Source organism: Roseateles depolymerans (genome assembly GCF_003387155.1).
Taxonomy (GTDB): domain Bacteria; phylum Pseudomonadota; class Gammaproteobacteria; order Burkholderiales; family Burkholderiaceae_C; genus Roseateles; species Roseateles depolymerans.
Map to the genome: position 1 here is coordinate 977,371 of NZ_QUMT01000001.1, position 24,779 is coordinate 1,002,149.

18 protein-coding genes are annotated in these 24,779 nt (G+C 68.2%); 6 read left to right on the forward strand and 12 right to left on the reverse strand.

Annotated elements, in window-relative coordinates; translation table 11 throughout:
* Positions 1–26 precede the first annotated feature (26 nt).
* Positions 27–1,082 carry a bifunctional riboflavin kinase/FAD synthetase gene (locus DES44_RS04275; RefSeq protein WP_058936069.1) on the reverse strand — a complete coding sequence of 352 codons (1,056 nt, stop codon included), beginning with the start codon at positions 1,080–1,082 and terminating at the stop codon, positions 27–29.
* 73 nt (positions 1,083–1,155) lie between these two features.
* Positions 1,156–3,015, reverse strand: coding sequence for an ATP-binding protein (locus DES44_RS04280; protein ID WP_170156594.1), 1,860 nt, complete (start codon positions 3,013–3,015; stop codon positions 1,156–1,158).
* A 328-nt stretch (positions 3,016–3,343) separates the two neighbouring features.
* Here DES44_RS04280 and DES44_RS04285 point away from each other — a divergent pair, with 328 nt between their 5' ends.
* Together DES44_RS04285 and DES44_RS04290 are read left to right on the forward strand one after the other, a co-directional pair.
* Positions 3,344–5,209: a hypothetical protein gene (locus DES44_RS04285; protein WP_147306942.1), complete on the forward strand. Its 1,866-nt coding sequence runs from the start codon at positions 3,344–3,346 to the stop codon at positions 5,207–5,209.
* Positions 5,210–5,459: 250 nt separating this feature from the next.
* A complete protein-coding gene (locus tag DES44_RS04290) occupies positions 5,460–7,223 on the forward strand; it encodes a hypothetical protein (RefSeq protein WP_058936066.1) in 1,764 nt (587 codons plus the stop codon).
* A gap of 72 nt (positions 7,224–7,295) precedes the next feature.
* On the opposite strand, the gene DES44_RS04295 is transcribed toward DES44_RS04290, so the two are convergent.
* The 4 genes from DES44_RS04295 to DES44_RS04310 form a co-directional block, all read right to left on the reverse strand.
* Complete coding sequence (locus DES44_RS04295; protein WP_058936065.1) at positions 7,296–8,060, reverse strand: pseudouridine synthase; 765 nt, start codon at positions 8,058–8,060, stop codon at positions 7,296–7,298.
* Positions 8,057–9,097: a P1 family peptidase gene (locus DES44_RS04300; RefSeq protein ID WP_058936064.1), complete on the reverse strand. Its 1,041-nt coding sequence runs from the start codon at positions 9,095–9,097 to the stop codon at positions 8,057–8,059. Before DES44_RS04300 ends, DES44_RS04295 begins: the two co-directional genes overlap by 4 nt.
* A gap of 133 nt (positions 9,098–9,230) precedes the next feature.
* Positions 9,231–10,343 (reverse strand): acyl-CoA dehydrogenase family protein, encoded by a 1,113-nt coding sequence (locus tag DES44_RS04305; protein WP_058936063.1) that lies wholly within the window; start codon positions 10,341–10,343, stop codon positions 9,231–9,233.
* Positions 10,344–10,372: 29 nt separating this feature from the next.
* The gene (locus DES44_RS04310; protein ID WP_058936062.1) at positions 10,373–11,551 is read right to left on the reverse strand and encodes an acyl-CoA dehydrogenase family protein; all 1,179 of its coding nucleotides are present in this window, start codon (positions 11,549–11,551) and stop codon (positions 10,373–10,375) included.
* Positions 11,552–11,782: 231 nt separating this feature from the next.
* Between DES44_RS04310 and DES44_RS04315 the strand changes: the two genes are divergently transcribed.
* Entirely contained in the window at positions 11,783–12,793 is a 1,011-nt protein-coding gene (locus tag DES44_RS04315) for an isoaspartyl peptidase/L-asparaginase family protein (protein WP_058936061.1), read from the forward strand.
* A 152-nt stretch (positions 12,794–12,945) separates the two neighbouring features.
* Here the strand turns inward: DES44_RS04315 and ilvD are convergent, their stop codons facing one another.
* Positions 12,946–14,805: a dihydroxy-acid dehydratase gene (gene ilvD / locus DES44_RS04320; protein ID WP_058936060.1), complete on the reverse strand. Its 1,860-nt coding sequence runs from the start codon at positions 14,803–14,805 to the stop codon at positions 12,946–12,948.
* A gap of 385 nt (positions 14,806–15,190) precedes the next feature.
* Here ilvD and DES44_RS04325 point away from each other — a divergent pair, with 385 nt between their 5' ends.
* The gene (locus DES44_RS04325) at positions 15,191–15,559 is read left to right on the forward strand and encodes a hypothetical protein (protein WP_058936059.1); all 369 of its coding nucleotides are present in this window, start codon (positions 15,191–15,193) and stop codon (positions 15,557–15,559) included.
* Positions 15,560–15,779: 220 nt separating this feature from the next.
* Complete coding sequence (locus DES44_RS04330; RefSeq protein ID WP_058936058.1) at positions 15,780–16,232, forward strand: ankyrin repeat domain-containing protein; 453 nt, start codon at positions 15,780–15,782, stop codon at positions 16,230–16,232.
* A 190-nt stretch (positions 16,233–16,422) separates the two neighbouring features.
* On the opposite strand, the gene xdp1 is transcribed toward DES44_RS04330, so the two are convergent.
* The 3 genes from xdp1 to DES44_RS04345 form a co-directional block, all read right to left on the reverse strand.
* Positions 16,423–17,271: an exosortase-dependent surface protein XDP1 gene (gene xdp1, locus DES44_RS04335; RefSeq protein WP_170156596.1), complete on the reverse strand. Its 849-nt coding sequence runs from the start codon at positions 17,269–17,271 to the stop codon at positions 16,423–16,425.
* Between the two features lie 178 nt (positions 17,272–17,449).
* Positions 17,450–20,380 carry an XrtA/PEP-CTERM system TPR-repeat protein PrsT gene (gene prsT / locus DES44_RS04340; RefSeq protein WP_083525755.1) on the reverse strand — a complete coding sequence of 977 codons (2,931 nt, stop codon included), beginning with the start codon at positions 20,378–20,380 and terminating at the stop codon, positions 17,450–17,452.
* 134 nt (positions 20,381–20,514) lie between these two features.
* Positions 20,515–21,009, reverse strand: a complete 495-nt coding sequence (locus tag DES44_RS04345; protein WP_058937527.1) for a YajQ family cyclic di-GMP-binding protein — start codon at positions 21,007–21,009, stop codon at positions 20,515–20,517.
* 139 nt (positions 21,010–21,148) lie between these two features.
* Here DES44_RS04345 and murB point away from each other — a divergent pair, with 139 nt between their 5' ends.
* Complete coding sequence (gene murB / locus DES44_RS04350) at positions 21,149–22,174, forward strand: UDP-N-acetylmuramate dehydrogenase (RefSeq protein WP_058937526.1); 1,026 nt, start codon at positions 21,149–21,151, stop codon at positions 22,172–22,174.
* A 72-nt stretch (positions 22,175–22,246) separates the two neighbouring features.
* On the opposite strand, the gene DES44_RS04355 is transcribed toward murB, so the two are convergent.
* Positions 22,247–24,181, reverse strand: coding sequence for an ATP-binding protein (locus DES44_RS04355; RefSeq protein WP_058936055.1), 1,935 nt, complete (start codon positions 24,179–24,181; stop codon positions 22,247–22,249).
* Entirely contained in the window at positions 24,178–24,729 is a 552-nt protein-coding gene (locus DES44_RS04360; protein ID WP_233441632.1) for a putative pterin-binding protein, read from the reverse strand. The genes DES44_RS04355 and DES44_RS04360 overlap by 4 nt, the downstream gene beginning before the upstream one ends.
* Between the last annotated feature and the right edge of the window lie 50 nt (positions 24,730–24,779).

Sequence of the window (24,779 nt, forward strand, 5' to 3'; positions counted from 1 at the left end):
CTCATGGGGCGGCGGACGCGGGCGGTTCAAATTCGGTCGCGCGTGGTCTGGCGGCGCACCGCCGCATGGGTGCTGGCCTGATCGGCAAAGTACGCACGTGCCTGACGGACGTCCTCCCAGATCGCGGCGGTGAGGGCGTCCAGACCGTTGAAACGGGCTTCGTCACGCAGTTTGTGCAGCAGTTCCACGCGGACGAGTTTACCGTAGGCCTCGGCCGGTCCCAGGCGCTCGGCCAGCGCGGCCGGCCAGTCCAGCGCATGCACCTCCAGCAGCACCCGTCCGGCGTCCTCCACCGTGGGGCGCACGCCCAGGGAGGCCACCCCGTCCAGCGGCGGCTCCTGCGGGCCTGTCAGGCCGTGCACCCGAACGGCGAAGATGCCGTGGGCCGCAGGCTTGTCATGGCCAAAGCGCAGGTTCAGGGTGCGGAAGCCGTCCTGCGCGCCGGGGCGCGATTCAGCCAGTTGGCGGCCGAGCTTCTGGCCATGGATGACATGGCCGGAGATGGAATAGGGCCGGCCCAGCAGGCGCGCCGCGCCGTCCAGGTCTCCGCGCTGCAGCGATTCCCGCACGGCCGAGCTCGACACCCGCAGTCCGTGCACCTCGTAACTCATCATGCGGGCCACATCGAAGCCCAGGCGCTGGCCGGCGGCGTCCAGGGTGGCGTAGTCGCCCTGGCGCTTGGCGCCGAAGCGGAAGTCGTCGCCCACCAGCACATACCGGGCGCCCAGGCCGTCCACCAGCACCTGCTGGATGAAGTCCTGGGCCGACAGACTGGCCAGTTGCTCGTCAAAGCGCAGCACCACCACCTGGTCCACCCCGCAGCGTTCGAGCTCGGAGAGCTTGTCGCGCAGCGTCGCGATGCGGGCCGGGGCCAGCTCGGGGCGGCCCATCTTGTGGGCGAAGAAGTCCCGGGGATGCGGCTCGAAGGTCAGCACGCAGGTCGGCAGGCCGCGGTGACGGGCCTCCGACTGCAGCAACGCCAGCATGGCCTGGTGGCCGCGATGGACGCCGTCGAAATTGCCGATGGTCAGCGCGCACTGAGGCGCGATGCCCGGATGATGGAAGCCGCGAAACACCTGCATGGGGCCCGATTATCTGCTGGCGGCGCCGACCCGGCGCGCGCAGGCGCAAGCGGGCGACCCGGCCGGGCCTCCATCAGGGCGTGGCGAGTCCCGCCAGGGGGCCGGGCGCAACGCCGGAAGGCGCCGCAGCGGATGACGGCAGATGCCGCTCCACCAGCGACAGCAGGTCCCCCATCTCGAACGGCTTGAGCAGGAAGTCGTCCATGCCGGCGCGGGTGCAGCGGTCCCGGTCATCGTTGATGGCGCTGGCGGTGAGCGCCACCACCGGCGTGCGCGGCAGGCGGCGCCGGGCCTCTTCCTCCCGCCAGGCCTGTGTGGCGCTGAAGCCGTCCATCTCCGGCATCTGGCAGTCCATCAGCACCAGGTCGAAGCGCTGGCCGCGCAACTGGTCCAGCGCCTGCCGGCCGTCTTCGGCGGTGGTGACCGCCAGCCCGCACTGCTGCAGCATGGTGGAGGCGACCAGCAGGTTGACCATGCTGTCGTCCACCAGCAGCACCCGCCCGGTGAGCTGCGGCACCTGGGTGGGCGTGGGCAGGGGGCGGGCCGCGGGCGGCTCGGCCGCCGCTCCGGCCTCGGCGGGCTGCAGCGGCAGCGAGAACTCAAACACCGACCCCACGCCGGGCGTGGAGGCGCAGCGCAGGTCACCGCCCATGGCGCGTGCCAGTTCACGGGCGATGGTCAGGCCCAGGCCGGTGCCGTCATGGCGACGCATGCGTCGCGCCACCACCTGCTCAAACGGCGCAAAGATGCGTTCGAGCTGATCCGCCGGAATGCCTTCCCCCGAATCGCGCACCGCACAGCGCAGCAGGGTGCCGGCCCGCATGTCCAGCACCGGGGAGACCTCCACGCTCACACCGCCCTGGTCGGTGAACTTGATGGCGTTGCCCACCAGGTTGTGCAGGATCTGCTGGATGCGGGAGGCATCGCCCATCACTCGCGGGGGCAGGGCGTCGCTCACCTGCCAGTCAAAACGCAGGCCCTTGGTGCGGGCGGTCTCGCCCAGCAGCCGGCAGACATCGCCGACCACTTCGCGCATGTCCATCGGATGGGATTCGACCACCAGCTTGCCGGACTCGATGCGGGCCAGGTCCAGGATGTCGTTGACCAGGCCCAGCAGATGCCGCCCCGAGCGGCGCACGATGTCCACCTGCTGTCGCTGCTGATCGGACAGGTCGCTCGTCTCCAGCAACTGCGCCATGCCCAGGATGCCGTTCAGTGGTGTGCGGATCTCGTGGCTCATCATGGCCACGAAGCGGCTCTTGCTGCTGCTGGTTTCCTCCGCCGCATGCAGGGCCAGCTGGCTTTGCTCGGCCAGATGCGCCTGCTCGAAACGCAGGCGCAGCAGCTCCAGCGTCCGGGCTTCGACCCGGCGCGATTCCAGGGTCATCAGCAACCAGAAGGTCACCAGGGCACCGGCACTGAGCCAGCCCACCGCACCGCCCTGCAGGCCCAGCCGCACGATCAGCGGCGCCAGCACCAGCGAGGCGAACAGCGCCTGTGCGCGGGTCCAGGAACTCAGCGTCACCTGGGTGAAAGCGGCCAGGCCCACCAGCAGGGTCATGACGGCCCCGTCGATTTCCGGGAGATTGGGCGTGGCGAAGAGCGCGCCGACCATGCCCCACGCCAGGCCATCCAGCAGCAGTGCCGACAGATAGCGGCGCTCCCAGCGAGGCAGGTCCGGCAACCGGACCGGACCTTTGAGGAAGCGGCGCGCCTCCAGGCCCCGCCAGGCGGAAATCGCCCAGCGCGCGGCGAGCCAGCACAGCAGTTCGGCGGGGTCCAGATGCCGCCACAGCAGCACCACCGGCAGGATGCTGAACAGGGCGCCCACGGCAGCCGGCAAACGCACCAGCGACTGCAGCGCGGACAAGCGCTCCGCCCGGACCTCCAGGGCCACTGGCGTGTCGCCGTCTATCGGCCCTGCAACGTTCACGGTGGCTCCCATTCGAATCGGCCGCGTCCGGGCGTGTGTTCCGGTCGTCTTTTGTGGCGCCGGTTCTACCCAAGTCCGTTGGGGCCGGGAGTCGGGAATTCCCTTGAACGGTCGATAGAGCGCACCGACTGCCCTGGTTTGTGCGATTGGCGCTCGTTTTCCACCGAAGTCGGGGAGGGGTCCCACCGCAGTCAGTTGTCGATTGCATCAAGTTTCTGACGACAAGCGTGGCAACGGTTGGCAACTGAAAACCTCCTGCGCAGGACTGAGCCAGTCACTGCCTTCCATGTTTGGTGGCGGCGCCCGTGTCTTGCAAAGGAGAACGATCTTGAAATTGTTCAGTCGTCTTGCTGCTCACTTCGAACCGTCGATCAAGCCGGCCCGCCCATCGCCGGCGGCCGCGGCGACCCCGCCCCTCATCGAGTTGCCGAGCCATACACCGGCCAGTGACTACAGCGTGTGGGTTCCACAAATCAGCCGCGCGCAGATGCTGCTGGAAGAGCTGGGAGACATTCCAGATTCCGTGGCGGGCCATCCCATCGAGAAGCTGATCCTGCGCGGCCCGTCGCTGCCGGTGCGGGCCCATTCGCTGCTGGAGCCCGAGCGGGTGTCAGGGCCGGCGGAGTTGTCGGAGCGGCTGCATGCCAACAAGTTGCCCGGCGGCGTGGTGGTCATGGCCACGCCCACCGTGTCCCAGGCCCGTCTGTGGCGCTGGCAGGCGGAGGCGAATGGCGTGACCCATGTGGTGCGCCTGTCCTGCGAATTGGAGCGTGCCAATCTGGGCCTGGACCCTGCCGCCGAGGCTGCCTGCTCGCGCAGGCCCGATGGCCAGGCCCATGGCGCGCTGAGTCGCCATCGGGACGTCGAACTCGCGCCGGCCACGGCCATCCCGCCCAGCCTGCTGCTGGACACCTTCGAGGCGCTCATGGCCGATGCGCCGGCACCCGAGGCTCACGTCGCCTTCCAGTCGTATGACGGCGACGACCGGTCCGCCGTCTTCGGCGCGGGGTGGAAGGTGTACAAGGATCTGCGTCAGTTGCAAAAAGCCGGCCGGCCGCTGGACGACGCCGCCATCGAGCATGCCGTGGCGGCGGCCGTGTTGCAGATGAAGACCAACCGCAGTGTGCAGCTCTTGAGCGAGCCGATCCATGTGGCGTCGCTGCTGGCCATGGGCCATCAGTGGCGCGACCGTTTGCAAAAGCGGGGGGTCCGATTCCTGCCGCAACCCGAGGTGAGGCTCGAATCCTTGGGGCCTGATGAGCCGGTGCGGCCCGGGCCGAGGCACGCCGCCGCCCTCCGGCGGGCCCGGGCTGGCGACTGGTGCGCCGCCATCCGCAACGACCCATCGTTGCAGGGCCTGTCATTCGGGCCGCTCGAAGGCAGCCGGGCCCTTCAGCGCCGCATTCGTTGCGAGCGTCGATTCATCCCCGACGCGCGCCTGCAAGGCCTGGCAGCTGCGCACCTGCGCGGCGCCTGGGCGACACCGGCGACGCTGGTGCTGGAGCGCCCGACGGCGGACCAATCGCTGGCGCTGGCCGTGGCTTGCCTTTCGCACAACATCGCGGCGGTGTTTGACCTCACGCATCCCAGCGAGCTCAGCGCATGGGCAGGCCCCGATCCAATGGCCCACGGCAGCCGGTCTTTCGGCGGCCACTGCACCGCCGCCTTCGAGTGGGGACGTCGGGGCGAGCAGTCGCTGGAAGAGGATCTGCCCGGGGCCACCTCGATCGGCATGTTGGTGTCCGCGCGAGTGAACGGCTCGGCGGTGACGCGGGATCTCACTGTCGATCCGGTCACGCTGAAAGATGAAAAGACAGAAGCGGAGATCAGGCCGCTGGAACTGGTCAAGTCGCCCCTGCCGCCCGGCAAGCCGGTGCCGCCTCGCGCGCTGTACGACGTCGCCGTGATCATGGAGCGCTACCGCGCGGATGGCCCGGGTCACACCATCGCATTGCAATGCCCGGACGGTGACCTGCGCGCCGCGGCGGTGGCCGCCGCCGATCTGCTCTACAGCCGCTTCCAGCAGGGTGAGCTGACCGAGGACAACCGCCTCGATGCCGTCCATGACATCTGGGCGGGCCTGTGCCGGGAGTACAGCGTCGATCTGGCCGACAGCCCGGAACAGCTGGCGCATCTGATGGGCATGAGTGAACTGCTGATCGACATCGGCAAGAAGACGATGCGCTGGCGCTGAGGCCGCCTTCGGTTGTCGATTGCATCAATGTTTGATCGACAACGCGGGATTGGTTTGCACCTGAAAACTCCCGCCGTTGACTCAACGTAGGCACCCCACCCATTGCCATGGAACACCGAGGGTGAGTTGTCCTTCAAGGAGAGACCTCATGAGGCTGCTTCACAAACTATTCTCTTCATCGACGCGAGACCTCGCTGCCCCTCATGCAGGGCCTGATGCTTCGCCGGAGGTGAGCCCTCCCCGCAGTCTCGTGTCCTTCCCGCTGCCTCCGGGCCAGTACAGCCGGGACATGCCGGGCTGGCACCCGCAGATGAAGCCCGCGGCGCAACTGGTGAGCGACGTCAGCCAGATGGATTCGCTGAAGGCCCTGAACAAAGGGGAGAAGTACATCGAACATGGCCCGTCCCTGCCGGTGCGACCCAGCACCCTGCTGGACGCCACCCGGGGCGGCAACGGGCCGGTGCTCAGCGAGCGGCTGCATGCCAACCTGCTGGGCGGCGGCATTGTGGCCATGGCCACGCCGACCCAGAGCCAGAGCCAGCTGTGGCGGCAAGGCATGGACGAGCATCAGGTGACGCATGTGGTGCGTCTGGGGACGGACCTGGAGACCGTCCTCCTGGACCTGGTACCCCGCACGGCCACGCCTTTCCCCAAGGGCATCCAGCCGGCAGGGTCCACCCCGGACGGCCGCCACTGGTACGTGACGCTGGACCCGACCCACGCCATTCCGCCGAGCATGATGCTGAAGGTATTCCGGGAGCTGGCGGCGGATCCGCCACAGCCGGGTTGCCACGTGGCGTTCCAGTCACCGTCCGGAGACAACCGCTCTGCCGTTTTCGCAGCGGGATGGAAGATCTATCAGGACGTCTCCCGGCTTTGCAAGGCGGGCCAGTGCCTGGACCAGGAGGCCATCGAGGATCTGGTGCAGGAAGCCGTGGTGAAGTTGAAGATGAACCGCAGCACGCAATTGCTGAATGAACCGGTCCACGTGGCGGCGCTGCTGGCCCTGGCCCATACGGTGCGGGACACCTTCCAACGGCGCGGCACGCCCCATCCCGACGAGATCCAGCAACGGGCCTTCCCGATGGCGGCAGGGGCCCAGGCCACCGTTGGCGACACGAGCGGCACCCGACACGCCAAAGTCGCCCGCGACATCTGCAACCAGATGAAGCAGATCCGCTGGGCCACCACGTCGCTGTACGCGCCGCTCAAGGGCAGCACCGGCGCGCCGCATCGAATCCGGATCGACCGAATGTTCCCGACCGATCCACAGCTCAAGGGCCTGGGCGGCGCCCGGCTGGTGGGCGCCTGGGCCAACCCGGGTACGCTGATCCTGGAGCCGACCGGGCCGGCGCAGGCGCTGGCATTGGCGGTCGCGTGCCTCAAGCACAACGTCGCGGCCGTGGTGGATGTGGGCGGCAAGTCGGAACCGGCCGAAGCCCATGCCCTGGACAACGGCACGCGCCCGTTCGACGAGGACAGTTCCGCCACATTCCAGTGGCAAGGGCGCAGTGAGGTGCCGCTGGGAGACGCACTCGGCGCCACGACCACCCGCATGGAAGTGTCGGCCCAGATTCGGGGGACCCCCGTGACGCGGGACGTCAGCCGGGAGCCGGTGTTCGTCCAAAGCAAGGACATCGTGCCCACGCAGCGTCCGATGGAGCTGATTCGCGCACCGCTGACGCAGGGCCAGGCCGTGCCCCCTCAAGAACTGCTGGAGATCGGCAAGCTCATGGAATGGTTCCGCTCGGATGGGACCGGCACGCCGGTCATCGTCCAGTGCCCCGCGGGCGATTGGCGCGGAGTCATGGCCGCCGCGGCTGACAAGCTCTACAGCCGCTTCCAGGAAGGCGCACTCCAGGCGGACAACCGGGACCAAGTGGTGGAGGGCATCTGGACCGACCTGTGCACCCACTACAGCATGGACCTGGCCGATGAGCCGGACCAATTGACCAGCCTGCTGGGCATGGCCGACCTGCTGGTGGCCCAGGGCAAGAAGACCGGGCGCTGGTAGAGGGGAGGGCGTCAGCCGCGACGGCGGCAGAGGGGCAGGCGGTGGAGCGGCAGGCGGCAGAAGGGCAGACCTTTAAGCGCCTGCATCAGCCGCGGTCATCGCCTGCTGCCGTCCGGCCTCGTCCAGCCAGCACCAGCCGCCGGCGGGCAGGTCCTGCGGCAGCGTGAGCTGGCCGATGGACCGGCGGTGCAGCGCCATCACGCGGTTGCCCACCGCCGCCACCATGCGCTTGGCCTGGTGGTAGCGGCCTTCGGTCAGCGTCAGCTCCAGCCGTCCGTCGGCAAGACGACGCGCCAGGGCGGCCTTCACCGGTTCCGCCGCCAGGCGCGGGTCCCGTTCTTCCAGCAGCACGCCGGCCATCAGCCGCTGCAACTGCTCGTCGTCCACCGGGGCCTTGCAGACGGCCTCGTAGACCTTGGGCACGTGGTACTTGGGGCTGGTGAGCTTGTGCTGCAGGGGACCGTCGTCGGTCAGCAGCAGCAGGCCGGTGGTGTCTTCATCCAGCCGTCCCACCGGTTGCAGGTCCCGCTCGCGCAGCGGCGCCGGCAGCAGGCTCAGCACGCTGGGATGATGGGTCGGCTTGCGGGAGCATTCATAACCCGCAGGCTTGTGCAGCAGGACCAGCGCCGTCTCGTGATACGGCCAGCTCTTGCCTTCGACTTCAAAGATCAGGCCCTCGGTGAGGAAGGCTTCGTCCGGGTCCTCGATGACACGGTCGGCCACCGACACCAGCCCATGCCGGATCAGCGCCGCGCAATGACGCCGGGTGCCAAAACCCTGGCTGAAAAGAATCTGGTCGATGGCAACGGGACGGGGGGCACGGGAAGACGCTTTCATGCCGGCGATTGTCGCTGCTCCGCGCCCGGCCGATCGCAGGCCGCCGGCACGTCCGGCAACGAGCGGGCGGACACAATGGCGTCGATCACCGCCCGTGCCACCACCTCCGCGGCGGCAGCGCCGAGCAGGGCCATGTCGGCGTCCTGGCCGGCCGTGCCGGTGGCCACCGCAAACAGCACGTCGCCGTCCATGACGGTGTGCACCGGCTGGATGCTGCGCGCCAGGCCATCGTGGGCGATCTGCGCCAGCTTGTTGGCCTGGGACTTGGTGAGGCGGGCATCGGTGGCGATCACCCCCAGCGTGGTGGCACTGCCGGACAGGGCGCCGCCCAACGGCTCGCCGTCCAGCAGGGCCTGGACCGAGGAGCGTGGCTGCCCGTCCGCGCCGCGGCTGCCGGCCAGGACCTCGCCGGTGCGCGGGTCCACCACATCGCCCACGGCATTGACGGCAACCATCGCCGCCAGCGTCACGCCGCCGATGCGCAGCGAGGCCATGCCCAGCCCCCCCTTCATGGCGCGGGGGACGCCCAGCAGCTTGCCCACGGTCGCGCCAGCGCCTGCGCCGACGTTGCCCCTGGCCTGCTGGTCGGCGGTGGCAGCGTCGCAGGCGGCTCGTCCGGCCGCCGCATCCGGGGCCGTCTGTGCATCGTGCAGCCACAGATCGAACAGCACAGCGGCCGGGACAATCGGCACGCGCGCCTGGCCGACCTGGAATCCGTGGCCGCGCTCCGCCAGCCAGCGCATCACGCCATCGGCGGTGGCCAGGCCGAAGGCGCTGCCGCCGCTCAGCACCAGACCGTGGATGACGGAGACGGTGTTCTCCGGTCGCAGCAGGTCGGTTTCCCGCGTGCCGGGCGCGGCGCCGCGCACGTCGACGCCCGCGACCGCCCCCTGCTCGCAGAGGACGACGGTGCAGCCGGTCGGAGCGTGGGGATGCTGATAGTGGCCGACCCTCAGGCCGGCGACATCACACAGGCTGCCCGAGGAGCCGGGGGCCGACGAGGCAGACGGGGATGCAGAAGACGAAGCGGGCGCCATGGCCCCTCCAGTGGTTGCTACGCGGAGTGGCCAGTGTAGACAGCGCCGCAGGGACCAGGGTCGCATGGACCCTGTTGGCGTTCCCCTGCGCGGCACCGGGGGGCGCGGCGCGCGGCTGCGCGCCGTTCTCCGCTCAGGCGAACACGCCTGCGGTGTCCGTCATGCGCCGGCTGACTTCGCCCAGATGATGCATCGTGTCCCCATACTGCATCTCCATCACGGTGAGCCGCTTGAAGTAGTGGCTGCCGACATACTCGTCGGTCACGCCGATGCCGCCATGCAGCTGGGTGCACTGCTGGCCCACGAAACGCATCGACTGGCCCAGTTGCACCTTCGCCTGGGACAGCGCCCGGCGCCGCGCCTCGGCCGGCTCGTTGAGCTTGAGCGTGGCGAAGTAGCTCATCGACCGGGCCAGCTCCAGCTGCATCTTCACATCGGCCACGCGATGCCGCAGCGCCTGGAAGCTGGCGATGGCCACGCCGAACTGCTTGCGGGTGTTCATGTAGTCCACCGTCAGCGCCACATAGCGGTCCATCACGCCCACCGCTTCGGCCGCCTGCGCGGCGATGGCGATGTCCACGGCCTGCTCCAGCACCGCCAGCCCATGAGCGGGCGACACCAGCAGCGTGGCGGGGGCATCGCGCAGGGTGAGTTCAGCCGCAGCCGAGCCGTCGTGCAGACGATAGGGCCGCACGGCCACGCCGGGCGCGTCGTGGGCCACCAGGTACAGCGCGATGCCGCCGTCGGTCCTGGCCGGCACGATGAAGGCATCGGCATGCGCGCCGGCGCTCACCACGCTCTTGTGGCCGGTCACGCGGTGATCCGCGGTGGCCTGGGTGTCGCAAACGTCCAAGCGGTAACGAGCGGCCCGCTCCTGATGGGCCAGCACCAGCAGGGCGTCTCCGGCGGCGATGCGCGGCAGCCAGTCGGCCTGCAGCTCCCCCGGGGCGTGGGCCAGCACTGCCGGCGCCACCAGCGCCGCCTGCGCATAGGGCTCCAGCACCAGGCCACGGCCCAGTTCTTCCATCACCACCATGGCATCCACCGGGCCGAAGCCCAGGCCGCCATGCACCTCGGGCACCGCCAGCGCGGTCAGGCCCAGGCCCACCAGGCCGTCCCACGCGGCCTTGGAGAAGCCGCCGGCCTTGAGGATCGCGCGGCGCTGGTCATCCCCGTAGTCCCGTTCGACAAAACGGCGCACCGCATCGCGCAGCGATTCCTGGTCTTCGGTGAAATCAAAATCCATGAAGGGTCTCCTTGCGGCGATGAAGGCGCTCAGCCCAGCACGGTCTGCGCCACGATGTTGCGCTGGACCTCGTTGGAGCCGCCGTAGATCGTGGTCTTGCGATAGTTGAAGTAGTGGCTGGCCAGCGGCGCGCAGTGGGCAGCGCCCACGTGGTCGCCCTGCCAGCCGGCTTCCATCGCTTCCTGGATGAAGGGCGTGGCAAAGGGCCCGGCGGCCAGCATCATCAGCTCGCTGTAGCGCTGCTGGATCTCGCTGCCGCGGATCTTGAGCAAGCCCGCCACATCCAGCGACTGCTTTCCGCTGCTCTCGGCCGACAGCACCCGCAGCACCATCATCTCCAGCGCCACCACCTCCACTTCCAGCTGCGCGATCTGGTCGCGGAACCGGCTGTCCTCATAGACGCCTTCGGCCTTGGCGATGCGCTTGAGCCGCTCCAGCTCCCGCTTGGCGCGGTTCACGTCGGCAATGTTGGTCCGCTCGTGGGCCAGCAGGTATTTGGCGTAGGTCCAGCCCTTGTTCTCCTCGCCCACCAGGTTCTCGACCGGCACTTCGACGTTGTCGAAGAACACCTCGTTCACCTCGTGTTCGCCGTCCAGCATGATGATCGGCCGGACGGTCACGCCCGGGGACTTCATGTCGATCAGCAGGAAGGAGATGCCGGCCTGCGGCTTGACCGTGGGGTCGGTGCGCACCAGGCAGAAGATCCAGTCGCCGTACTGGCCCAGCGTGGTCCAGGTTTTCTGGCCGTTGACGATGTAGAGATTGCCGCGGCGCTCGGCGCGGGTCTTCACCGAGGCCAGGTCCGACCCGGCGCCCGGTTCGCTGTAGCCCTGGCTCCACCAGACGTCCCCGCTCATGATGCCGGGCAGGTGCCGCTCCTGCTGCTCGCGGGAGCCAAAGGCCATGATCACCGGCGCCACCATCACCGGGCCGAAGGGCACCACGCGGGGGGCGCCCGCCAGGGCGCATTCTTCCTCGAACAGATGGCGCTGCACCGCATTCCAGCCGGGGCCGCCGAACTGCTTGGGCCAGGCCCAGCCATGCCAGCCCTGCTTGCCCAGGATGCGGGCCCAGCGCTGCATGTCGTCCTTGGTCAGACGCAGGGCGTTGTGCACCTTGTGGCTGATGTCCTTGGGCAGGTGGTCGGCCACCCAGTGACGGATCTCGGCCCGGAAGGCCTGTTCTTCCGGCGTGAACTGCAGGTCCATGGCGTGTCTCCTCGATCGGGATGTGGGGGCGGGCCCGGCAGGTCGCCCCGGCGTTGCCGGAGTTTTTAGCACGAGCGTTCGTTTTCCCCCTGTCTCAAGCGGGACAAAGCAGCTAGCCGCCAGGGGGGCATTCGGAGCGCCCGGTGCGTTTGGTGGGCGTGATGCCCCGCCGAGGATGGACATGAAGGGGCAGCCCGCTGTGACAATGGTCCGGCCACTCTGGAGATCCTCATGACCCTGCCCGACTCCCTTGCCGCTGGCGACCGCCCCGGCGCCGCCGCACGTGCCGTGCTCGCTATCCACGGCGGTGCGGGCACCCTGCGCCGGGCGGCCATGTCACCCGAGGCTGAAGCGCGTTATCGCGAAGCGCTGCGCGTCATCCTCGAAGACGGTGGGCGCCGGCTGGAGGCGGGTGAGAACGCGCTGGACGTGGTGGTGGAAGCCGTGCGCCAGCTAGAGGAATGTGAGCTCTTCAATGCAGGCAAGGGCGCGGTCTACACGGCTGATGAGCGGCATGAGCTCGATGCCAGCGTCATGGACGGGCGCGACCGCCGCGCCGGTGCCGTGGCCGGTGTGACGCGTCTGCGCAATCCGGTGCTGGCGGCGCGGGAAGTCATGGCCCACAGCGGCCATGTGCTGATGATCGGCCGGGCGGCTGAGCACTTCGCCATCGGGCAGGGCGTGGAGATGGTGTCGCCGGAGTGGTTCGGCACGCCGCAGCGGCTGGAGCAGTTGCGGCACGCGAAGGCGTCCGCGCTGGGGCAGGTGCTGGACCATGACGGGCAGGATGCAGTGGGTCGAGGGCCCATCGATGAGAAGACCAAGTTCGGCACCGTAGGAGCCGTGGCGCTGGACCTGCATGGGCACCTGGCAGCCGCCACCTCCACCGGCGGCATGACCAACAAGCGCCCCGGCCGTGTGGGCGATTCACCGATTCCCGGCGCCGGGTGTTATGCCGATGACCGCAGCGTGGCGGTCTCCTGCACCGGCACGGGGGAGGCATTCATTCGTGCGGTGGCTGCGCATGAAGTGGCGGCCCTGGTGCGCATCGGCGGGCTGTCCCTGGACGAGGCTTGCAAGCGCGTGCTGTTCGAGGAACTGCCGAAGGTGGGCGGGGACGGCGGCCTGATCGCCGTCGACCGCCACGGCGCGGTCCACCTCGGCTTCAACACCGAGGGCATGTACCGCGGCTCGGTGCGGCCGGGGCAGGCGCCGTATGTGGGGATCTACGGCGGGGAATGAGAAGGTTGAAACGTCGGGACACCAAGGCATCAAGGCGTCACAGGCTGACGGCCTAACGACGTGACGACGTGACGACGTGACGACGTAGTGACGTGACGACGTAACGACGTGCGGAAGTGGCACGCGAGGGCGCTACCTCCGCAGGCACACAGTCAGTCGTCCAGCAACGACAGATCCCGCACCGCGCCCTTGTCCGCCGACATCACCAGCTTGGCATAGGCCTTCAGCGCGGCCGACACCTTGCGCGGACGCGGCTGGACTGGCTTCCAGCCCTTGGCGTCCTGCTCGGCACGGCGGCGGGCGAGTTCCTCGTCCGACACCAGCACGTTGATGCTGCGGTTGGGGATGTCGATGCGGATGCGATCGCCGTTGCGCACCAGGCCGATTGCGCCGCCGGCCGCCGCTTCCGGCGAGCAGTGGCCGATCGACAGGCCCGAGGTGCCACCCGAGAAACGCCCGTCGGTCAGCAGGGCGCAGGCCTTGCCCAGGCCCTTGGACTTGATGTAGCTCGTCGGGTAGAGCATTTCCTGCATGCCCGGGCCGCCCTTGGGGCCTTCATAGCGCACCACCACCACATCACCGGCCTTGACCTTGTCGGCCAGGATGTTCTCCACCGCTTCGTCCTGCGACTCGGTCACATGGGCATTGCCCTCGAAGACCAGGATGCTGTCGTCCACGCCGGCCGTCTTCACCACGCAGCCGTCCAGGGCGATGTTGCCGGTGAGCACGGCCAGGCCGCCTTCCTGCGAGAAGGCATGCTCGACGGAGCGGATGCAGCCCTCGGCGCGGTCCAGGTCCAGGCTGGGCCAGCGCTCGCTCTGGCTGAAGGCCACCTGTGTCGGGATGCCGGCGGGGCCGGCGCGGTAGAAGGTGCGCACCGCGTCGTCCTGGGTGCGGACGATGTCCCACTGGTCCAGCGCATGCTTGAGGGAAGGGGCATGCACCGTGGGGACGTCGGTGTGCAGCTTGCCGCCGCGGTCCAGCTCGCCCAGGATGGCCATGATGCCGCCGGCGCGATGCACGTCCTCGATGTGGTACTTGTTGGTGTTGGGCGCCACCTTGCACAGCTGCGGCACCACGCGGGAGAGGCGGTCGATGTCGGCCATGGTGAAGTCGATCTCCGCTTCACGGGCGATGGCCAGCAGGTGCAGGATGGTGTTGGTGGAGCCGCCCATGGCGATGTCCAGCGTCATCGCGTTCTCGAAGGCCTTGAAGCCGACCGAGCGCGGCAGCACGCGCTCGTTCTCCTCTTCGTAGTACTCGCGCGTCAGCGACACGATGCGTCGGCCGGCGCGCTTGAACAGCTGCTCGCGGTCGGCATGGGTGGCGACTACCGTGCCGTTGCCCGGCAGGGACAGGCCCAGCGCTTCGGTCAGGCAGTTCATCGAGTTGGCGGTGAACATGCCGGAGCAGGAGCCGCAGGTGGGGCAGGCCGAGCGTTCGACCTCAGCCACTTCGGCGTCGCTGACCTTGCTGTCGGCGGCCATGACCATGGCGTCGATCAGGTCCAGCTTCTTGATCTGTACGGTGGCGGTGCCGGGCACGGCCAGGCGCACCTTGCCCGCTTCCATCGGGCCACCGGAGACGAAGATGACGGGGATGTTCAGCCGCATGGCGGCCATGAGCATGCCGGGGGTGATCTTGTCGCAGTTGGAGATGCAGACCATGGCGTCGGCGCAGTGCGCGTTCACCATGTATTCCACCGAGTCCGCGATGATGTCGCGGCTGGGCAGCGAATAGAGCATGCCGTCGTGGCCCATGGCGATGCCGTCGTCCACCGCGATGGTGTTGAATTCCTTGGCGACGCCGCCAGCGGCTTCGATTTCACGGGCCACGAGCTGGCCCAGGTCCTTCAGGTGGACGTGACCGGGCACGAACTGGGTGAAGGAGTTCACCACGGCGATGATCGGCTTGGAGAAGTCCTCGTCCTTCATGCCGGTGGCGCGCCACAAGGAGCGGGCTCCCGCCATGTTGCGGCCGGCGGTGGTGGTTCTGGAGCGGTATGCGGGCATTGGGGGTCGCTGAAATAAATATCGTCTGAAGAACCGTCGCACGGCGGGTCACGCAGGACCCGTGGCAAGGCCGCCTGCATCACCGCCAGGGTAGGGCGGCTGCGGGGCCAGGCCGGCGGACGGCACCATCACGTATAGAAATCAGGGACGCAGGAGTGGGCGCCTCGTTTCCAACCGGCGCCCGGAGCGGGCCTTGTGGGCCGGCGCGGGGGCGCATCAGGGGCGATTATCTACCGGGTGCCGGGTGGGGGATTTGTCCATGCGGGCGCTGCGGGTGATGGGCGCCCGAATGCGCCGACGGACGGTGCATGACAACCAGCTGGATCGTCAGAAACAGGATGGCCGCTTAAGATGAGCTTGTGCGCTGAGGCCACTAGGGATCTACATGTCTGACAACGTATCTCCAGATCTGGTGGATTGGTTCCACGCGTTTGCAAAGCGATCGGTGGAGCAACTGGCGCAGTTGGCCGATGAAGAGCACCGCTCGCGGTTTCGGCAGTACGTCGAGGAATCGCTCCCGGGGCATGCTCAGCCCGGTGAGCTGTCACCCGAGGACTTCGCTCTGGCTGTTGTTGCGCTGCGAGACAACGAGCGGAAATGGAATCAGGCGCTCATGGCTGCGCTGACCGATGCAGACGATCTGCACCGCAGCGGCGCCACGCAAGAATGTGTGGAGAAATTGAGAGCCTTTGCCGAGTCCTGCCCCTGGAGGCGCTTTGCAGAGGTGGCGAGGCGCCAGGCCGCAGCATACTAACGACCACCTCAGTCCCCGCCCGCCACCGTTCAATCGCGGGTCGTCCCATCACCCTTGATCATGTTCTTGCCGATCCTTCGCGGAACGTTCTTCCGCGCGATTGACCCAAGGTAAGCAGTCGAGGCTTTGGCACCTCGTCCTGTTCCATTTGGAACGATGAGCATGGGTGTGTGGTGCGTCGGCCCACCGCACGTTCGGCCCCACTCGATACGGAATCTTTATGACGGACAAGACATTGCAACTGACGCCGGAGCAGGCGTCGGCACTGGAACAAGACAAACTGCTGATGAGCGTTGTGGGCGAAGCGAACGCAGCTTCACGGAGCCCTTTGGATTCGCTCTTCGGCGACGCTGTGCCAATGAGCACGCTTCAGTATTGGTCAGCAATTCGAAGTCCAGCCGCAGTGGGCCACTTGAAGCAGGCACTCGCGGCCGGCGAGGACGTGAACGCGCATAGCGGGGATGGATACACGGCGCTTCATGGCGCCGCCGAGAACGGCTGCCTTGAGAATGTTCAGCTCTTTCTCGCGAGCGGCGCAGACGTCACCATCAAGACCGCTTCCGGGAAAACAGCCGCGGACCTTGCCCGGCTGCAAGGCCATGACGCCATCGTCGCTTTACTTGAGCCAGCCCCGACTGCAAAAGGCAAAAGACCTTGGTGGAAATTCTGGTGAGAGGCGTATCGATCTAGCACATCAGACTTCGATTGACGTTCCACGTCGCTCAGTTTGTGAGACTTCGTACCCTGAAACGCCAACTGCCTCTGGTTCAGCAGCCCACGCAAAAACACCCCAGAGGCGGACCCTGTCCATCCTCCGGGGTGCTTGATCTTGCGAGATCGCCGCCTCCTGGGCGGCACATCCATTAACCCTGCGCGCGTTCACCTTCCGCGCGCTCATTCACACGCTTCTGACGCTGCCGACGCACGCCCGCCACGCCCAGCAGCGCCACGGCCGACAGGGCAAGCGTCGCCGGCTCCGGCACGTTCTGGCGGGTGGTGGTGGCCGTGCCGCTGACCGAATACAGCTTCACGAAGTCATACCCGGCGTAGTTGGTGCCCAGCCCGCGCGTCAGACCCGAGGTGCTGCCATCCCCCCCGGTCGGCGCGCCGCCCAGCTGCGAGTTGTACGCGGTGATGATCCACCAGCTCGAGCTCACGCCCTGCGCGTTGATGGCCTTGTTGGTGCCCGTCACCAGGTCGGCATAGCTGCCCACCAGCGACCAGCCGCTGCCCGTCAGGGTGCTGGCCGTCTTGCCATTGATGGTGTTGGCCACATTCACGCCGGACGTATTGCCGGTGTAGGCCAGCACGGAGATGTCGCTGTCGTACTGGCTCCAGCCGATCTTCACCTGGGTCAGCTTCACCAGGTCATCGAACTTCAGAAGGATCAGGTCTTGATAGCCGTAGTTGTCCAGCGAGTGATTGGGCGACTGGGTGTCGCCCGACGGTGCCACCACACCGAAACCGCCACCGCTGTAGAACGCCAGCGTGCTGCTTGCAAATCCGCCGGTGCTGACATAAGCGCCATTGGTGGTGTTGATCGCCGCCGAGTAGGCGCTGTAGCTGACGTTCGGGGCCGGGTCGCCGGACTCCGAGCAATTGGTGGTGCAGCTGCTGGCGGTCCAGGTGGCATCCGCATGGGCCACCAGGGGCGCTGCCGCGCCGAGGGCAAACGCCGCGCACAGCATCAGTCGTTGAGTCGCAAACCGCATGTGTATCCCCCGAAATCGATCCGGCCTAAAGGCCGTTGGCGTTGAGTCACTGTCTTGAAGCAAACGCCGGGCCAGAAAGCCCATCGCCTTGTCTGACAAGCACTTGGCGCCGTCTTATGGATCTTTTTATCCCTGTTGGGGTGGAAATGTAAATTTTCCTGACACCGTACGCAGCCCCTCACCTGAGGGTCGACGCCAGGGCCTGTGCTTCTTTCACGCTGGCAAAGCTGCGGCTCTTGAGCGCGGCCTCCAGTTCCTCCCGGGCTTCGGCGGTCCGGCCCGCCTTGGCCAGCACGGCGGCCAGGTGGTAGCGGATGTCCGGATTGGCGGGGTCTCGCAGCCGCGCATCCCGCAGCAGTTGCAGCGCACGGTCGGCATGGCCCGCCAGGTGATGGGCCCAGCCCGCGGTGTCGATCACCGAGGCATTGCGCGGGGCCAGGTTCAGCGCCTGATCCGCCAGCGGGACCGCCGCGGCAGTCTCTCCCAGACGGATCAGCACATTGGCCTGGTTGTTCAGCGTCTCGACGTCCGAGGGCCGCAGTCGCAGCGCGCTGTCGTAGCTCTTGCGCGCGGCCGCGAAGTTGCCGCTGCGAGCCTGACTGTCTCCCAGCGCCTTCCACGCCGCCAGGTCATCAGGGCGACCGCGCAGCCAGCGCTCGGCCAGATCGATCGCGGCCTTGTTGCCGCCGTCCTGGCGGGACAGGGCCTGCATCAGCGCCAGCAGGGTGCCGCTGCTGGGCTGCACCTCGTGCGCCTTGCGCAAGGCCTCCAGCGCCTGGGTTGGCTGCTGGCGCGACTGGAACACATCGGCCAGCAGCAGATGGCCCAGCGCCTGGCCGGGCTGCAGGGCGATGACCTGTCGCGCCTGCTTCTCGGCCTGCGCCGCTTGCCCCTGCGCCAGCGCGACCGTGGACGACAGCGCCAGCGCAGGCGCGTGCTGCGGCGCGGCGCTCAGCGCCTTGTCCAGCGTGTAGGCCGCACCGGCAGGATCCTTCGCGGCGAGTTGCAGGGTCGCGATGTCCACCAGCGGCTGCGGCTCAAAGCCGGCCCGGCGCGATGCACTGTTGAGCGTGGCCTTCGCGCCCGCGGTGTCCCGGTTGGCCAGTTGCGCCCGTGCGTAGGTGATGTTGGCCAGCGTGTCGTCCGGCGCCTTGCCCAGCATGCGCTTGGCCGCTTCCAGCGCCGGGCCGGGCTGGTCCTGCTTCAGCAGCCAGGTCACCAGCGCCTGGTCTGCCCGCGTCTGCCGGGGACCACTGGCATCAGCCGCCTTGGCCAGCCAGCGCTCCACCTCGGCCGTCTGGCCGCGAGCCTCGCTCAGCAGGGCGCGTTCGAACAGCACGTCCGGGTTGCGCTCGTCGGTGCGCAGCAGTCCGTCCAGGCGGGCCTGCGCCGCGTCGACATTGCGGGTGGTGATGTCCAGTCGCGCCAGGGCCAGTTGCGGCTCCACCAGGGCCGCGTCGATCTGCAGCGCCTGCTGGTAGGACTGGCGGGCGCCCGCCACATCCTGGCTGGCCTGCCGCGCTGCGCCCTGCATCATCCAGGCACTGGGGTTGCGCGGCTGCTGCTTCACCAGCCGGTCCGCCACGGCAGTGGCCTTGGCGGCCTGGCCGCTGCGCAGGTAGAGCGTGGCCAGCGACAGACCCGCATAGGACTGGTTCGGATCCTTCTGGAAAGCTTTTTCCAGCTCCTGCGCCGCCCCAGCCAGTTGCCCGCCGCGGATGAGCGACAGGCCCAGTGCCGTGCGGAACTCCGGTGCATCCCGGCCTCGCAGTGCTTCCTGCATGAGCGCCGTGGCGCGTGCATGGCGCCCCTGCGTCATCTGCAGCGACGCCATCATCACCAGCGCCTGGCTGTCGCCGGGGAAGGCCTTCAGATAGGCCTCCAGCACTTCGGAGGCGCGCTCGGGATTGGGCTCGGCGGCATAGACCTGGGCCAGCAGCTTGGCCAGCGGGCTGGCGGGCTGCTGGCGCAGCGCGGCTTCGAGATAGGGCTTGGCCTTTTGCAGCTCCCCCAGTCCGTAGTGGGCCAGCCCGTTGAGCATCAGGGCCTGCGGCCGGTAGCGGATGTAGTCCATCGGCACCGGGTCGAGCTGCGTGGTCACCGCCTTGAGCGACTGCGCGGACGCCGCTGCGTCGCCGCGGCGCTCGGCCAGCACCGCGCTCAGGTACAGCGCCCGGGGTTCATTGGGCGCTTGCTTGAGCAGCGCCTGCAGGGTGGATGTGGCTGTGTCTCGACGATCCAGATCCACCAGGATGCCGGCCCGCGCCACCTGCGCTTCCAGATGCCGCGCATCGAGGGCCAGCACCTGCTCGTAGCCGCGCAGGGCCTCGTCCAGACGCCCCTGCACATGGGCGATGGTGGCTTTCTGGTAGAGCGCCTCGGCATTGCGCGGGGCCAGTTGCAGGGCGCGGTCTGCGGCTGCATCGGCCTTGTCGAACTGCCGTGCGCGGATGCGCAGCGGCACTTCGGCGATCCAGGCATCCGGCTGCGCCGGGTTTAATGCGCGGGCCTCGTCCACCAGCGCCTGGGCGCGCGTTGCATCCCCCAGGTCGGACGATGCACCGGCGCGCACCAGCAGCAAGGCCTGACGGGTCGCGTCGGGCAGCCCGTCCGGCGTGAGCACGGCACGCTTGAAGACCTCGGCCTGCTTTCCTTGCGCCACCAGCGCCTGGGCCAGCGGCACCACCACTTCGGCGCGGTTGATGCCCAGTTGCAGGGCTTCGTTGAATTCGACCTCGGCGGCGGCGGCTTCGCTGCGGGAGAGCAGGGCCTTGCCCAGCAGCACATGCACCGACAGCAGTCGCGCGTCCTGCTGCAGGGCATTCTTGAGCTGGAGAATGGCGCCGTCGACGTCCTGGCGTTCAAAGCGCTTGAGGGCGTCCTCGTAGAACTGGGAGGCCTTGACGCTGTCGGCCCATGCCGGTGCGGCGCAGAGGCTCAGCCCCACCCCCATGCCCAGGCTCAAGCCCAGCGCGGAGATCGTGAGCCTCACGCCGTGGAGGGCGCCGGGCACGCTCGACAGTCCCGCGGTCTGGCGCGCGGGCGCGCGTCGTCCCTGCCCATCGGCGGCGTCTTCTGCGCCCGCCGGACGCCCTGGTGATGCCCTCATCCCGTCTCCTCCACGGTGGCGTGCGCGGCGTAAGGCGCGGCGCACGCCCGCGCAGCGCGCCCTGTCGCTGCCAGCCTCAACGACCCTTCTTGGGTCGAGCCGATGCTTGTCCTGAGGCAGGCACCGGCGGCGGTTTACTTGCGGTAGTTGTCGTAGCTCAGCGGCAGGTCGGCCAGTTCCTTGCGCAGCACGGCCTGGGCGGCCTGCAGGTCGTCCAGGCTCTTGCCGGTGATGCGCACGATGTCGCCTTCAATGGCGGCCTGCACCTTCAGCTTGCTGTTCTTGATGGCGGCCACCACCTTCTTGGCTTCGGCGGCCTCCAGGCCCGACTTGATCTTGTAGACCTGCTTGACGCGGTCACCGCCGAGTTTTTCGATCTTCTCCTGCTTGTCGACAAAGCCCAGCACCACGCCCTGCTTGGCCAGCTTGCCGTAGAGCACCGCCTCGATCTGCTCGAGCTGGAACTCGGCGTCGCCGGTGGCGTGGATTTCCTTTTCCTTGTCCTTCCATTCGATGGACGCGCTGGTGCCCTTGAAATCGAAGCGGGTGGTGATTTCCTTGGCGCTGGCGTCCACGCTGTTGCGGACCTTGACCATGTCGGGTTCGAGAACGGTGTCGAAGCTGGGCATGTGGATGTACTGCTGATGGGTCTGTTGGGAGCAGCGCGGCGGGCAGGGCGCCATGCGCCCGGGGCCACCGGCATTCTTCGGCGAGAATTCTGCCATGCAGTCTGCCCCCACCACCCCCCCGACCGAGCGCCGAGATGGCCTGCTCATCGAGACCGACGTCAACCTGAAGCCCTACAACACCTTCGGGCTGCCCGCCGTGGCCCGTCGGCTGGTGCGCATCCGGGAAGAGCTCGATGTGCGCCGGGTGGTGGACCATCCGGAGCTGGGCCGCGCCAGCAAGTTCGTGCTGGGCGGCGGCTCCAACCTGGTGCTGACGCGGGATGTGGACGCGGTGGTGCTGAAGATGGAGATCCCGGGCCTGCAGGTGGAGGAACGGGACGACGCCTGGATCATCGAAGCCGGCGCTGGCGTGTCCTGGCACGAGGCGGTGGCCTTCTCGCTGGACCAGGGCGTGCCAGGCCTGGAGAACCTCGCGCTGATCCCCGGCACGGTGGGCGCGGCCCCGGTGCAGAACATCGGCGCCTACGGCATCGAGGTGAAGGACCGCCTGGAGAACGTCGATGTGGTGGACCTGACCACCGGCCGGCGTGTCACCCTGCCGGCCTCGGTCTGCAACTTCGGTTATCGGGACAGCGTCTTCAAGCAGACCGGCTTCGGCGGGTTGGCGGGCAAGAGCGTCATCACCAAGGTGCGTCTGCGCTGCCCCAAGCCCTGGGTGCCGCAGCTGGGTTATCTGGACCTGGAGCGCAAGATGGCCGAGACCGGCATCACCGCGCCGTCTGCCCGCCAGATCTTCGACTGGGTCTGCGAGATCCGCCGCGCCAAGCTGCCGGACCCGGCCCGCATCGGCAATGCCGGCAGCTTTTTCAAGAATCCGGTGGTGAGCGCGGAGCAGTGTCGCGACATCATCGCCCGCGATCCGCACATCGTTCACTATCCGATGCCGGACGGCAGCTTCAAGCTGGCGGCCGGATGGCTGATCGACGCCTGCGGATGGAAGGGCAAGAGCGTCGGCGGTGCGGCGGTGTATGACCGGCAGGCGCTGGTGCTGGTCAACCGCGGCGAGGCCCGAGGGGCCGAGGTGGTGACCCTGGCACGGGCGATCCAGGAAAGCGTCTACGGGCGCTTTGGCATCCGGCTGGAGCCGGAGCCGGTGGTGATCTGAATGCCGGACGGCTCGATCACGCGTTGATGGAAGGCGGCGTGGCAGCCGTCAAGCCGCTGAAGCAGTGAGCCGCTAAGCCGCTTCGGGCCGGGCCGGTCGCAGCGCCACCCGCTGCAGGCAGTCATGCAACGCCTCCAGCTCCACGGGCTTGGCCAGGAACACACTCACACCGGCCTCCTGGGCCTGCTGGCGGGTTTCATCGAAGGCATCCGCGGAAAACGCGATGATCGGCACCTGGCTCCTCGGCGCGGGCAGCGCGCGGATGGCGCGGGTGGCTTCGAACCCGTCCATCTGCGGCGTGTGCAGGTCCATCATCACCACGTCGAAACGCTGCTGACGCACCCGCTGCAAGGCCTGCAGGCCGTTCTCGCACAGCGTGGGGTGGTGCCCCAGCTTCAGCAGCATGGCCTCGACCACCAAGCGGTTGGTGGGATGGTCTTCCGACACCAGCACCTGCAGACCCGTGACCGGACCATCTCCGTCCACCTGCTGCATCGAACACGGCGTCGTGGACGTCAGGAGCGCATCCACCTTCGCACCGACCCTCGATTCCGCAGCAAGGTCCGCCTGCGGCGCCAGCCGCAGCGGCAGCGCCAGGCTGAACTGGCTGCCTTGCCCGGGCGCGGTCTGCACATGGATGTCACCGCCCATGGCACGGGCCAGCCGCCGGGAAATCTCCAGTCCCAGCCCCGCACCGCCGTGCCGCCGCGACGCACTCGCATCCCCCTGGCTGAAACGCTGGAACAGGCGCGCCACCGTGGCCGGGTCCATGCCCGGCCCGGTGTCGCTGACGTCGAAGATCAGCAGGTCTTCCCCCAGCGGCCCAACGCCACAGCGCAGGCTGCAGGCCACCTGGCCGCGGTCGCAGAACTTCAGGGCGTTGCTCAGCAGGTTCAGCAGGATCTGGCGCAGCCGTGTCGGGTCCGCTTCCACCCAGCCAGGGACGTCCTCGGCGATGGACACATGCAGCGTCAGGCCCTTGGCACTGGCCTGCGGCCGGCTCAGCGCTTCCAGTTCCCGCATCAGCGCGGCCAGTTGCAGCGGCTCGGGCGACAGGGTCAGGCCCCCGGCTTCCATGCGGGTGACATCCAGGATGTCGGCCAGCACCGCGAGCAGGTGACGGGCGCAGTCGTTGGCGGCCTTCAGATGGTCCTGCTGCTGCGGCGTCAGCGGCGCTTCCTTCATCAGGCCCAGCATGCCCAGCAGCCCTTGCAGCGGGGTGCGCAGCTCATGGCTCATGTTGGCCAGGAACACCGTCTTCGCGCGGTTGGCCGCCTCGGCCTCCCGCTGGGCGTCGTGCAGGCGTTCGGCCAGGTTGTGCTGCTTCACGCCGTAGCGCTCCAGCCGGCGGAACTGGCGCACCGCCACCCATGCAAAACACAGGGTGAGGCCGGTCAGCAGCAGGGTCAGCGCCAGGCCCACCCGGCTCTGGCTGCGCACCACCGAATCGCGCTCGGTCACATCTTCCGCCACATGATGGGTGGAGGTCAGCGACAGTTCCCGGATCGGATCGGCCAGCGGCTCCATCCGCTCGATGACCTCGTTCAGCCGCTCCGGATGCTCGCGGATCAGGGCGGCATTGAGCGGAAGCGCATCGGCCCATCGGACGAAGTCCTGGGTGCGGGCCACCGTGCGCTGGTAGTCGGGATGGTGGGACAGCACCTGCGCCGCATGCTCACTCTCCACCAGGCTGAGGCGGCTGACGAAGATCTCGTAGCGCTGGGCCACCTGGTCCGGATCCACCGCCAGGCTGGGCCCGGCGGCCTGCTCCAGCGCCAGGCGCAGCTTCAGGTATTCGGTCTCGAACTGGAACAGGCTCCAGACCAGATAGTCGTCCTGGTAGCGCCGCGTGCCGTTGAGCAATTGGTATTGACGCGCCTGTAGCCAGGCCACGGAGGCCAGCGCCAGCACCAGCACCAGGCTGATGCCGGCCATGAGCAGCCGCCACCGCCGGCGTGCGGCCAGATGGGTCGGGCTCAGGCCCCGGGAGGTCGGGCTGCGGGTCATCGCAGATCCAGCCGCTTGAGCTGCCAGGCCGACCGGCCGTAGTAGAGACTGCTGCGCAGCTCCGCATGCCGGTCGAAGGGATAGATGATGAACAGCGGGCCCTTGTCGCGCAGCGGCATCGGCTTGTCGTCCATCAGCCGGGCCACGATGACGTCATACCGCTGGGTGTCCACCACGGGGATGGTCACGCGGTAGTCGTTCAGGGCGCGGGCTTCGATGGCGGTGCCGTTGGCGCCCACGGCATTCAGCACGTCCCGCAGCAGGGGCCCGGTGAACTTGCGAGGCTGCCCGTACCAGGGCGTCTGGGTCTGGAAACTGGTCTGCGGCAGGCGCTCGAGCATGGCCATGTCGAACTGCGCCAGCCCGTCCTTGTTGGTCAGCCGCAGAGCGCCGCCGATGCTCAGCACCACCGGGCCGGTCGGGCTGGGGAGCGGACCGGTGGCGGCACTCGCGGTCGCCTGCAGGCTGGGCGTTTCGGCGGGCACGGCGCGAGCCTCGGAAGGCCCCATCAGGGCCGACAGGCCCATGGCCCCCAGGAGCATCCACATCCACAGTGCTGAACGGCGCAACACACGCATGAGCAGGCTGGCGGGACCCC

Bases quoted from the DNA above. Each gene is read 5' to 3' on its own strand.
- DES44_RS04275 (WP_058936069.1), bottom strand. From the start codon at position 1,082: ATGCAGGTGTTTCGCGGCTTCCATCATCCGGGCATCGCGCCTCAGTGC.
- DES44_RS04295 (WP_058936065.1), bottom strand. From the start codon at position 8,060: ATGAAAGCGTCTTCCCGTGCCCCCCGTCCCGTTGCCATCGACCAGATT.
- DES44_RS04300 (WP_058936064.1), bottom strand. From the start codon at position 9,097: ATGGCGCCCGCTTCGTCTTCTGCATCCCCGTCTGCCTCGTCGGCCCCC.
- DES44_RS04305 (WP_058936063.1), bottom strand. From the start codon at position 10,343: ATGGATTTTGATTTCACCGAAGACCAGGAATCGCTGCGCGATGCGGTG.
- DES44_RS04310 (WP_058936062.1), bottom strand. From the start codon at position 11,551: ATGGACCTGCAGTTCACGCCGGAAGAACAGGCCTTCCGGGCCGAGATC.
- DES44_RS04315 (WP_058936061.1), top strand. From the start codon at position 11,783: ATGACCCTGCCCGACTCCCTTGCCGCTGGCGACCGCCCCGGCGCCGCC.
- ilvD (WP_058936060.1), bottom strand. From the start codon at position 14,805: ATGCCCGCATACCGCTCCAGAACCACCACCGCCGGCCGCAACATGGCG.
- DES44_RS04325 (WP_058936059.1), top strand. From the start codon at position 15,191: ATGTCTGACAACGTATCTCCAGATCTGGTGGATTGGTTCCACGCGTTT.
- DES44_RS04330 (WP_058936058.1), top strand. From the start codon at position 15,780: ATGACGGACAAGACATTGCAACTGACGCCGGAGCAGGCGTCGGCACTG.
- xdp1 (WP_170156596.1), bottom strand. From the start codon at position 17,271: ATGCGGTTTGCGACTCAACGACTGATGCTGTGCGCGGCGTTTGCCCTC.
- prsT (WP_083525755.1), bottom strand. From the start codon at position 20,380: ATGAGGGCATCACCAGGGCGTCCGGCGGGCGCAGAAGACGCCGCCGAT.
- DES44_RS04345 (WP_058937527.1), bottom strand. From the start codon at position 21,009: ATGCCCAGCTTCGACACCGTTCTCGAACCCGACATGGTCAAGGTCCGC.
- DES44_RS04355 (WP_058936055.1), bottom strand. From the start codon at position 24,181: ATGACCCGCAGCCCGACCTCCCGGGGCCTGAGCCCGACCCATCTGGCC.
- DES44_RS04360 (WP_233441632.1), bottom strand. From the start codon at position 24,729: ATGTGGATGCTCCTGGGGGCCATGGGCCTGTCGGCCCTGATGGGGCCT.